This window comes from Microcoleus sp. K4-B3 (assembly GCF_036704615.1).
Classification (GTDB): domain Bacteria; phylum Cyanobacteriota; class Cyanobacteriia; order Cyanobacteriales; family Microcoleaceae; genus Microcoleus.
On the sequence record NZ_JAUBSF010000138.1, the window covers coordinates 1 to 11,137 of the forward strand.

The 11,137-nt window shown below is 47.7% G+C and carries 7 protein-coding genes; 4 read left to right on the forward strand and 3 right to left on the reverse strand.

From position 1 onward, the window contains the following. The 3 genes from QUA78_RS30390 to QUA78_RS30400 all read right to left on the reverse strand — a co-directional run. Nucleotides 1–3,331 (reverse strand): esterase-like activity of phytase family protein (locus QUA78_RS30390; protein ID WP_333399193.1); only part of this gene is annotated, 3,331 nt, incomplete at its 3' end. Nucleotides 3,332–3,536: 205 nt separating this feature from the next. Then, nucleotides 3,537–4,229 carry a response regulator transcription factor gene (locus tag QUA78_RS30395; protein WP_333305492.1) on the reverse strand — a complete coding sequence of 231 codons (693 nt, stop codon included), beginning with the start codon at nucleotides 4,227–4,229 and terminating at the stop codon, nucleotides 3,537–3,539. Next, complete coding sequence (locus tag QUA78_RS30400; RefSeq protein ID WP_333305494.1) at nucleotides 4,226–5,326, reverse strand: HAMP domain-containing sensor histidine kinase; 1,101 nt, start codon at nucleotides 5,324–5,326, stop codon at nucleotides 4,226–4,228. Before QUA78_RS30400 ends, QUA78_RS30395 begins: the two co-directional genes overlap by 4 nt. Before the next feature lie 636 nt (nucleotides 5,327–5,962). Between QUA78_RS30400 and kdpA the strand changes: the two genes are divergently transcribed. The 4 genes from kdpA (at nucleotide 5,963) to kdpC (ending at nucleotide 10,993) form a co-directional block, all read left to right on the forward strand. Then, nucleotides 5,963–7,723 (forward strand): potassium-transporting ATPase subunit KdpA, encoded by a 1,761-nt coding sequence (kdpA, locus tag QUA78_RS30405; protein WP_333305497.1) that lies wholly within the window; start codon nucleotides 5,963–5,965, stop codon nucleotides 7,721–7,723. A 78-nt stretch (nucleotides 7,724–7,801) separates the two neighbouring features. Then, nucleotides 7,802–9,895 (forward strand): potassium-transporting ATPase subunit KdpB, encoded by a 2,094-nt coding sequence (kdpB, locus tag QUA78_RS30410; RefSeq protein WP_333305498.1) that lies wholly within the window; start codon nucleotides 7,802–7,804, stop codon nucleotides 9,893–9,895. A 157-nt stretch (nucleotides 9,896–10,052) separates the two neighbouring features. Beyond that, nucleotides 10,053–10,322 carry a K(+)-transporting ATPase subunit F gene (kdpF, locus tag QUA78_RS30415; protein WP_333305500.1) on the forward strand — a complete coding sequence of 90 codons (270 nt, stop codon included), beginning with the start codon at nucleotides 10,053–10,055 and terminating at the stop codon, nucleotides 10,320–10,322. Between the two features lie 41 nt (nucleotides 10,323–10,363). Next, nucleotides 10,364–10,993, forward strand: a complete 630-nt coding sequence (kdpC, locus tag QUA78_RS30420) for a K(+)-transporting ATPase subunit C (RefSeq protein WP_333305502.1) — start codon at nucleotides 10,364–10,366, stop codon at nucleotides 10,991–10,993. Nucleotides 10,994–11,137: the final 144 nt, after the last annotated feature.

Consider the following 11,137-nt stretch of genomic DNA (forward strand, 5'->3'; position numbering starts at 1 on the left):
GAGTTGGAGTTTCCGTGGGAGTCGGAGTTGGAGTTTCCGTGGGAGTCGGAGTTGGAGTTTCCGTGGGAGTCGGAGTTGGAGTTTCCGTGGGAGTCGGAGTTGGAGTTTCCGTGGGAGTCGGAGTTGGAGTTTCCGTGGGAGTCGGAGTTGGAGTTTCCGTGGGAGTCGGAGTTGGAGTTTCCGTGGGAGTCGGAGTTCCCGTGGGAGTCGGAGTCGGAGTCGGAGTTGGAGTTTCCGTGGGAGTTGGAGTCGGAGTCGGAGTTGGAGTTTCCGTGGGAGTTGGAGCTACATCGTTATCTAAAATTGTCAAATTCGCCGTACTTTGCGCTCCCACACTCCCACCGTTTGTGGGATTATTCAGACTAAGCGCAACAATCTCACTTCCATCTACTAAGGTGTCATCGTTAATCGGAATTGTAAAAGTTTTGCTCGTTTCGTCGATCGCAAAGTTTAAGGTTCCTGATGTTGCCGTGTAGTCACTGCCTGCATTAGCAGTCCCGTCGGAAGTGCTGTAGCTGATATCAGCCACCACATTAGTATTGCTTGTCCGAGTCACGGTAATTGTCGCAACACCCCCGCTTTCACCGATCTCGTAATTGGCAGCACTAAAATTAAAACTGCCTGGGTTGGGAATATTGACATTAAAGCTCCCCAAGTTACTGGCTGCGACAAAGTTATTATTGATATCGCTAACTTGGCCCGATTCGATCGCGATCGCATAATTCCCGTTGTCACCCAAATCCCAACTGCCACCGGGCGCGGTAATTTGATAGGTTGCGGTACGAGGAGTGCCGTTGCCAGTAGGGGTAAACGTTACCTGTGTCGCTAATTGGTTAAATCCGTTCGGTCCAGTCACCCGGATGTCTGAATTATCCAAACTGCTGCTGTTGACAGCAACATTGTCGCTGTAGTCTACCGTAAAAGTTTCTGTAGTGCCGCCACTGACGATAATGTTGGTAGCGACTAGATTGGAAGCAGCAGGCAGGATCGTATCGGCTGTGATCTCGATGGTGAAGGTTTGGGCTGCGGAAGTGTCTACACCGTTATTCTCAATACCCCCGCTATCCTTTAACGTCGCAGTGACAGTTGCAATGCCACTGACACCGGAGGCCGGGGTGTAGGTGAGGTTGCCCGCTGCGTCGATCGCAGGCTGCAGGGTAAATAGAGTGTTATTATCGTTGCTAAGGTTGAAGCTAACGGTTTGACTGGATTCGTTGGCAGGGCCCTTAGAAATGCTTGTTGCCCAGTTGTTGACTGTTTGTACTGCCGCACCTGCGATCGCGTTTGAGTCTCCCCCTTTAGTAAAGGAAGGTGCGTCGTTGACAGGATTAACGGTAATTGTTGCTGTCTCGCTGGCTGTACTGAAAGCTGCTAACCCCCCGATACTGCTAGCAGTTGAAATATCAGCCGTCCCGCCGTTCGTGAGGATACTACTGCCAGAGTTAGTCGTCGTTCCATCCCATGCCTGATAAGTGATATTGGCACTGCCGTTGTAGTCAGCATTGGGAACAAAGCGGATGCTGGCATTGCCTGCTAGCAGTCTCGCTGCTGCTGTTGACGGCGTGCCGAATGCCGTCCAAGTCGAACCGCTATTAGTTGAATATTCCCAACTGCCGTTAGTATTGTCTGTCGCCGTGACTGCAATTCCTTGAGTGTCGGCGGTGTCGGGATCTGTAACTGCACCTGCAATTAAAGCAGAAACTAAGGTGCCGGTGTTGCTGGCAGAAGGTACATCTTCGTTAATTGCTGTTAGTATCGGCGAAAGGCTGTTGTCGAGTAGAGGTGCGTTGTTGGCTGCAAACGCTGCCAATAGGGTGGGAAGGGAAAAGAAAGAAGCACCAAAATTGTTGTCGCTGACAAGAATGAGCGATCGCTTCCCACTTGTCTGAGAAGGCCCAAATGTCATCCCTTCAAAATTGCCTACAAGTGGCGGAGAGGCTGCACTGAGGAAATAAGCAGCAGTAGCGATCGGAGTTTTTGATACTGGTGTAATACCAGTAACACCAGAAGCAGTCAAGCCAGTATTGCTTTGAATGTCAGTGGCACCCGTTAAAGAAATTTGATAAAGCTTCAAATCGCCTTGCAGTGTAGATGGGTTGAAAAAACGTTCGAGAACCAGCAGCGTATTATTATCAACGGCCAGCATTTCTGAAATGCCGTTGCCTGGATCGGTGTTGTAAAGAAATTCCCCGTTTGCGGTGTTTGTGCTTAAGTCATATCTTAAAATTCGCGATCGCGTGCCAATGGTAGCCGTTGTACTTGTAGCAGGGCCGTCTTGTTCGAGAGCATTTTCTGTTGCTGTAAACAGAGAAATTGCACTGGGAGTAATGGTCAGACTTTCAAAACCTTGATTGTTGCGGATGCCAATGTTAGTAGCTGCTGATACGTCGTATTTGGGAGAAGAAATAGGCAGCACTAGGTTTTGCTGTCCCGTGCCAATGTCGAATCTATTGATAAAAGGCTGGATAGTTGGATTTGGCGAGAAATTGCCTTCAGAAGAGACGAAGACATTGTTATCGATCAAGCCAATGCCCTCTGTATCCGATTGATCTGGGCCAAAGGGAGGCGGATTGCCAATCTGTCTCACCCCTGTAACAGTAACTCCTCCCAAGTTAACCGCACTCACATTAGGTATATTGAGGGTGTAAAAGCGAGACGGGCCGGGACTGCCAGAAATATTGCGGCCGTCGGAGATAGCGTAGTAAGTGTTGGTGTCCGCGTAGGTAAGGCCAGACAGTCCACCTACCCGGGTTCCTCCAAAATCTGTATTTGCCGGAAATCCTGCTTGTCCCAAAAATTGTAGGCCGAACACAAATTGATAAGCGGCCATTGTGGCTGGGTCGATCGCCAACCCAGAGGACACGGCTCCCGTTGTATAATCTAGCTGCCAGTGTCCGCCCTTAGCAGAACTGCCGATCGGCGATCTAGAAGCAGCAATTTTTGCCTTGGTTAGCTGACTCAGTTGCTGCACGAAGTTAGCGCCATTCTCCCCCGCCGCTACATCACACCCATAAAGCAAAATCTCTCCACTGTCTGCCAGCGATCGCGACCAACGCTGCAATTGTTCAGCATAAGTTTTTAAATTTGTCAAGTTTAGATCGATCGCGCCTAGCAGCAAACTCGCGGGGCGACCGTGGGAGATGATATGAATGCTTTTGATATTGCTGCGATTCGCTAGCGCGGCCGTGATTTGTGCTACTCCATCCCGCGTCGCATCAAGGATAATTACTTCTGTCCCCGGTTCGATACCGTTGCGGAGAGTTTGGCAATCGGAAAGGGCAGAATCGATAAAGGCGATCGCAGTGGAGACTAAACCGATATAGTCTGGCATAATACACCTGAAGGTAGATGAACATACGGAAATTAAGGTGTGGCCACTTTAGCAAAATTATAGATAAAGTGTCATCGGTAAAATTAAGCATCAAGGGTGAATAATAGTAATTTTTGATGAAGCTGGAACCGCTGCATCTTGTAGGGGCGAGTTGAGCAAGTAATTTATTTCAAAAACCGACTATTCCAGTACAAAAATCGCCTTTTTAAGGTTCGAGCGCTAACAGTTCTTCTGCTACCAATCCTTTCTGAATTGCGAGTACAGCAGCCTGAGTGCGATCGCGCACTTCTAACTTTTGCAAAATCGCGTGCACGTGAACCCGCACAGTCCCCGGAGCAATGTACAATATTTGTGCAATTTCCTGATTGCTTTTTCCCCCCGCCACTAAAGCTAATATTTCCTGTTCTCGCTTCGTCAGCGGATTCTCTAAAAGTTCCGATTTCAACCCATTTTTCAAAGGTTCGGGATTAGCAAAAACCGCCCGAATTTCCGCAGTCGCGGCCTGATCCCACCACGAAGCGCCCGCCGCTACCGATCGAATTGCCAAAACCAAAGTTTCCGCCGCAATTCCTTTTAGACAATAGCCTTGAGCACCTGCAGCAATCAATCTTTCAATTAAGGATTTTTGCGAATGAGAAGTTAAGATTAAAACGGGAATTGCTGGATGTCGCTGTTTAATTTGGCGGCACGCTTCAATACCCCCAATTCCCGGCAAACCGACATCGAGAACTACCACATCTGGCAAGTGTTCCTGAGTCAATTCTACCGCCGTTTCGCCATCTTCCGCTTCAGCAATTACTTGCAAGCAACTTTCTTGCTGCAACCGCGTTTGCAGCCCCAACCGAAACAGTTCGTCGTCTTCAACTAAAAGAATTCGCAAGGGATAAACTGGTTTCATTTCTCTGGGATAGCAGGGAGTCTAAATCCAAATAAAGCGCCTAGAGGCAATTTATTTTCTGCCCAAATTATACCGCCGTGGGCGTCAATAATTTGGCGGGATAAGTATAACCCCAATCCCGATCCTTTGGCTTGCCGGTCGCTGTGTCCTTGATAAAAACGCTCAAACAAGTGGGGCAGTTCATCGGCGGTAATTCCCAACCCGCTATCGATAACTTTCACCACCTGATAACTCGAATAAGATTCCATGACTATTTCTACTTTGCCACCGCGAGGAGAATGGTTGATGCCGTTTGTCAGCAAATTAACAAAAACGCGCTGGAGTTGCACGGCATCGCCATTTACCCACAAAGAGCGACGGAAATCTGACTCCCCGTAACTCATATTAATGTAAACCCGGCGCGCCGCCGACAAATGGATGAGTGTTGCGATTACTTCTTCTGCCAAAGCTACTAAATTTACGGGAGCAAGTTGCAGTTTTAAACCTTCGGCATCGTTGCGGTAAACATCCAGCAGCGTTTCTACTAATTGTAGTGACATTTTGTGCGATCGCGCCATTGTTTCGAGAACTTTTTGCTGACTGGCGGTGACATTCCCAAATTTTGCTGACTGAAAAGCTTTAATTGTTTCGATCGCCCCCAGCATCGGCGTTTTCAAGTCGTGACTCAAAGTAGAGACAAAATCTTCTCGGATGCTTGCTAGCTGCTGCTGCGACTGCAACTCAGCTTTAGCGATCGCGATCGTCTCTTGGTACTGCTGGTTGCGATCGCTCAAATATCCGGTCACCCCTAAAGCCATGACTGCGATCGATCTATTTGCTACAGTTGCTAGGGCGATCGCTTCTCCATGAGGAACAAACAAATCTAACAGCGTCAAAGCTGCCGCTACCAACGTAATTTGTAACTTACCCAACCGACTCAATCGCGAATTGGCTAGTAAAATCGGGCCCGTATACAAATACCCAAACAGATACTGCGGCGGCGTAGTAAATTCCAGCAGTGCAACGATCGCAAATAAAATTGCGATCGACCACCTCCCCCGCAAATACTTCTCTGGAATAGCCAGGTTTTTTGGGATACCCGATAAACTTTTAAACATCCTCAATCAATCCATCTTATATTTTACATTCACTTTTTTTTTCTACTACCTACTACATTAGCATAGTTATTTTTTTTATTTTTTCACCTATTTTCGTGCAAAAACCTCGCGTTTAGCGAACATCTATATCTCAATGTATAGACACTTAAATATAGCTAAACATTCATCTATTCTGACAAATATAGAGCGAACAAGCCTAATGTGCAAACAGCAAATTATACCTGAAAGCTGATTATCCAATTTTCTAAAAATGACTATAGTAATCAGTACAAGTAGAGAGCCTTTTTGGGCTAACAGAAGTGACAGATCAACTTTGTCTAATCAAAGCGATTTCAGTTTTATCCAAATTAACCCTAGTTATTGTGGCGCGGTCTTAAATGCTATACAACTGCTCGATGGCTGTCAAAGCACGGGATTAGCAAAAGAAAAACGAGGAATTATCGCCAGCGAAAACCCGCTGATGGCGTTAATCCCTCTCGCTGGGGAGATTGCATCTTAGCAGCATTGAATTCGGCGATCGCCCCCAAACTGAAAGTAACCTGAAAAAAAAGCTCGCCCGGTTTTTAGAACCTCCCACCTAACCGATTTGGCGATCGGCAAAACCCATTTATCCAACGATAAAAAATTGGCTCAGTTATGCAGCAAGGATTACTTCAAATCGCATTAACCCTAATCATTTTAATAGCAATCGCGCCAGTCTTCGGCAACTACATGGCGCGGGTGTACATGGGACAAAAAACCATTCTCGACCCCGCTATTAAACCCCTAGAAGAAATTATCTATAAAGCCAGCAACATCCGGTATGTAGATTCCATGACAGGTTGGCAATATGCCCGATCCTTACTCTACAGCAATGCAGCAATGGGCATATTCGTTTTCTTAATTTTCATGCTTCAGGGAGTGCTGCCTTTAAATCCTACCAGCCTAAATGCCCCAACCTGGGATACTGCGCTGCACACAACTATTTCATTCCTCACAAATACCGACCAACAGCATTACTCCGGCGAGACAACATTCAGTTATCTATCCCAGTTAACGCTGGGATTTTTAATGTTTACCTCAGCCGCTACTGGTTTAGCAGTAGGGATTGCCTTTATTCGGGGCTTAACCGGCCGCCCCCTGGGCAACTTTTACATCGATTTAATTCAATCAATTACCAGGATTCTGCTGCCCCTTTCTTTGATAATAGGCTTACTTTTGCTAATTTCAGGAGTGCCGGAAACCCTCGCCGGGCCGGCAGTTGCCCGTACCTTAGAAGGCGGCACGCAAGTAATTGCTCGCGGCCCAGTAGCTCACTGGGAAAGTATCAAACAACTGGGAGAAAATGGCGGCGGATTTTTTGCCATGAACTCGGCTCACCCCTTTGAAAATCCCAACCCTTTTACCAACCTGCTGGAAACACTAGCAATGGTTTCTATACCAGCAGCTACGATTCACACCTACGGCCGATTTGCCAACAACAAAAAGCAGGGATGGCTGATTTTTTGGATGGTGTTTGCCATCTATGTAATTTTGATTGGAATTGCAGCGTTTGGCGAGTACGGTGGCAACCCTCAAATTAATAATTTACTGGGCGCTCAGCAGCCTAATTTAGAAGGCAAAGAAGTTAGGTTTGGCTGGTCAGAGACTGCACTGTGGGCTGTCACTACAACTGGGACTATGTGCGGGGCTGTCAACGGAATGCACGATTCTTTAATGCCTCCCGGTGGTTTTGCTACTCTGTTTAATTTGTTTCTGCAAATCGTTTGGGGCGGACAAGGAACGGGAACGGCTTACTTATTTATTTACTCAATTTTGAGCGTATTTCTCACCGGATTGATGGTGGGGAGAACGCCGGAATTTTTGGGACGCAAAATTGAGAAACGGGAAATAGTTTTAGCCAGCGTTGTTTTATTGATTCACCCGATCGCAGTTTTAATCCCCGGTGCCATTTCCCTCGCCTTTACCGACAGTTTGAGCGGCATCAGCAACCCGGGATTTCACGGCATTTCCCAGGTGATGTACGAATACGCTTCGGCGGCTGCTAACAACGGTTCTGGCTTTGAAGGATTGGCTGACTCTCAACCCGCGCCGACAGGACTTTGGTGGAATTTAAGCACCTGTTTTAGCCTGCTTTTGGGGCGCTACGTTCCAATTATTGCCCTGCTGCTTTTAGCTGACAGCATGACGAACAAACAACTGGTTCCCGAAACAACGGGCACTCTCAGAACAGATTCAGTTTTGTTCACCAGCGTCACCGCAGGAGTAATCATAATTCTGGGCGCGCTGACATTTTTCCCAGTTCTAGCTTTAGGGCCAATTGCCGAAGGATATGAAATTAGCAGCGGCAAGTTTGAACCTGCATCGATAACTGCACCCACAACACCATTAGCAACACCAACTCCTCCACCTCAGTAGCGAAAATCCTCAACCTCACACTTCTCTTTCTCTGTGTTCTCTGTGTTCTCTGCGGTTCATTAAACATCCCAAATAGACATGACCTCCTCCCATACTCCAGATTCCCCAAAAAAACCTCCCAGAGGCTCTCGCCAGTCTCGCAAGCATACGCCAAAAGCAAATACTAAAGGCCTTTATCAAAGAGCTTTTAAACAAGCTTTTGTCAAGCTAAACCCCCGGGTGATGCTGAAAAATCCGGTGATGTTTGTGGTGTGGGTTGGCACAATTGTGACTGCATTATTAACGATCGACCCGACGCTGTTCGGACCGGTTCCCGGCAATAATCAGGTGATTTTTAACGGTTTAGTCACCTTCATTTTGTTCTTCACTTTGGTATTTGCTAATTTTGCCGAAGCGGTAGCGGAAGGGCGCGGCAAAGCGCAAGCAGACGCACTGCGATCGACCAAAGCCGACACAACAGCCCGCAAACTCCTACCAGACGGTTCAATTCAAGAAGTTAGTTCGACATCCCTGAGACGCGGCGACCAAATTAAAGTGATCGCAGGCGATGTCATTCCTTCCGACGGCGAAGTGATCGCAGGTGTCGCATCTGTAGACGAATCTGCGATCACTGGCGAATCGGCCCCGGTGCTCAAGGAACCTGGTTCGGACATCGCCAGTTCCGTTACCGGCGGGACGCGCATCCTTTCCGACGAACTGACGCTGCGGGTGATGGCAGACCCCGGCAAGGGGTTTTTGGACAGGATGATCGCGCTGGTAGAGGGCGCAGAACGATCGAAAACGCCAAACGAGATCGCGCTGACGGTGCTGCTAGCGGTGCTGACGCTGGTGTTTTTGATTGTGGTTTCGACGATTCCGCCGATCGGCAATTACGTTAAAACTCCCGTGGGCGTGGTGACGCTGATTTCGCTGCTGGTGGCACTGATCCCGACGACGATCGGCGGTTTGCTGAGCGCGATCGGCATTGCGGGGATGGATCGCGTCGCTCAGTTTAACGTGATAGCGACCTCTGGACGCGCCGTGGAGGCTTGCGGCGACGTGAATACGCTGATTTTGGACAAAACGGGGACGATCACGCTGGGGAACCGTTTAGCCGAGGAGTTCATTCCGGTAAACGGTCGCTCGCTGGAGGAGGTTGCGAGTGTAGCCCTTGCTGCTAGCCTGTTTGACGATACTCCAGAGGGAAAGTCGATCGTCCGTTTGGCTCAGAATTTGGGCGCACAGGTGGATTTCGATCGCACCAACGCCACGGGGCTTGATTTTTCCGCAAAAACGCGGATGTCTGGCACTGATTTGCCCGATGGGACGGAGGTTCGCAAGGGTGCGGTGGACGCGGTGAAGGGTTTTGTGCGATCGCGCGGCGGCAATTTCGGGCCGGATCTCGATGCAGCTTACGAGCGAGTTTCGCGGCTTGGGGGTACACCTCTAGGCGTTTGTCAAGGCAGCGACACCTACGGCATTATCTATTTGAAAGATGTCATCAAACCGGGAATTCGCGATCGGTTTGACCAACTGCGGAAAATGGGAATTCGCACCATTATGCTCACCGGAGATAACCGAATTACAGCATCAGTAATTGCCGACGAAGCAGGCGTTGACGACTTCATTGCCGAAGCAACTCCCGAGGACAAAATCGACGTAATTCGCAAGCAACAAGCAGAAGGCAAATTAGTAGCAATGACTGGAGACGGAACCAACGACGCACCCGCACTAGCCCAGGCAAATGTAGGACTCGCGATGAATTCTGGGACCCAAGCCGCGAAAGAAGCTGCAAACATGGTGGACTTGGATTCTGACCCCACAAAACTAATTGATTTAGTTACAATTGGCAAACAATTGCTGATTACTCGCGGCGCGCTGACCACATTTTCCCTAGCCAACGATATCGCTAAATATTTTGCAATCATTCCAGCTATGTTTGCCCCGGTTGGCGCATTAAACGTCATGGGTTTAGCCAGCGGTCAATCTGCGGTTTTGTCAGCATTAGTTTACAATGCTTTGATTATTCCCGCTTTAATTCCACTAGCATTAACTGGTGTAAAGTTTAGACCTTTGAGCGCCAATCAACTGTTGCAGCGGAATATTTTAATCTACGGATTGGGAGGAGCAGTCGCGCCGTTTATTGCTATCAAAGTTATTGATGTTTTGATTGCCGCCGTTGGGCTAGCATAGATGGGGAAAGCACGACACGGATTGTGACACGGATACACGGATTAATCTCGTTCCCCGGCTCTGCCGGGGAACCCAGTTCCAGAGGATTTGCCTCGATTTTCCCCAAAGAATCATCAAATAGAAAGACAGATATTTATTCCCAAAATAAGGAGAATTTATGAAACGGAATGATTTGCTGAATGATATTTTTCCCAGAGATTTCCAAGAAATTCTTGAGTTAGCGCAAATGCTTTGGCAGCGCCACCCAATCCCGGTGCAGCTATTTCTGGTAATGTGTTTCAATGCGATAATTGCTCCGGCTGTTTACGCGGTTGGGGGTGAAGATTTGACCCGAAAAGCTGTCTGGGGTTTAAGTCTCCTGGGTTTGGTGATTATCGCCCTTTCTATTTACCTGTTTGTAGTCATCTTTCAGCCGGAAAGATTTTAGTCAATAATTAACCCTTAGCAAATAACCGAGCGAGGTAATTTATGAGAGAAATAATTAGAGCCATTCGCCTTACCCTGGTTTTGTGGGGAATTACAGCCATTATTTACCCTTTAATCTTGCTAGTAATTGGTCAAATTGCCTTCAACTCGCAGGCAAACGGCAGTTTAATTACTAAGCAAGGAGTTGTCGTGGGTTCCTCCTTAATAGGTCAGCCTTTCAGCTCTGATCAATATTTTTGGAGCCGCCCCAGCACCACAAATTACAGCAGCTTTGCAACCGAAGATTACGCTCCCACAAAGGCAAAAAAATTAAGTCAAACAACAGGTATTTCGGGAGCTAGCAACCTTGCCCCCACTAACTCGGATTTGCTGAAGCGAGGTAATGAGAAAGATGGTTTTCAGGGCGTGCAAGTTGAATTAGATCGTCTCAACAAAGCTGGTATCAAACCGACTGCAGATTTAGTCTACACCTCGGGTTCTAGCCTCGATCCGCACATTAGCTTAGAGGCAGCTCGATCGCAAATTCAGCGGATAGCAACGGTGCGAGCGCTCAATTTCAATCAAGTAGAAATATTGGTAGCTAAAAATACGGATGGCAGATTTCTCGGCATTTTCGGCGAACCGGGAGTTAACGTCCTCAAACTTAATTTGGCTCTCGACGTTTTACAATAGTTTACAACTGTCAGCAGTCATTAGTCATTAGTCAGTAGTCATTAGTTATTTGTTGCTTATTACTTGTTAAGCTGTTCAGCATCTAAAACGCATATTGCATAGTATAATATGATGATATTTATAAAAAGTCAATGCCTACTAAAA

What these genes read in the sequence shown, in the direction of transcription:
- QUA78_RS30395 (WP_333305492.1), bottom strand. Translation starts at nt 4,229, where the DNA reads ATGAAACCAGTTTATCCCTTGCGAATTCTTTTAGTTGAAGACGACGAA.
- QUA78_RS30400 (WP_333305494.1), bottom strand. Translation starts at nt 5,326, where the DNA reads ATGTTTAAAAGTTTATCGGGTATCCCAAAAAACCTGGCTATTCCAGAG.
- kdpC (WP_333305502.1), top strand. Translation starts at nt 10,364, where the DNA reads ATGAGAGAAATAATTAGAGCCATTCGCCTTACCCTGGTTTTGTGGGGA.
- kdpB (WP_333305498.1), top strand. Translation starts at nt 7,802, where the DNA reads ATGACCTCCTCCCATACTCCAGATTCCCCAAAAAAACCTCCCAGAGGC.
- kdpF (WP_333305500.1), top strand. Translation starts at nt 10,053, where the DNA reads ATGAAACGGAATGATTTGCTGAATGATATTTTTCCCAGAGATTTCCAA.
- kdpA (WP_333305497.1), top strand. Translation starts at nt 5,963, where the DNA reads ATGCAGCAAGGATTACTTCAAATCGCATTAACCCTAATCATTTTAATA.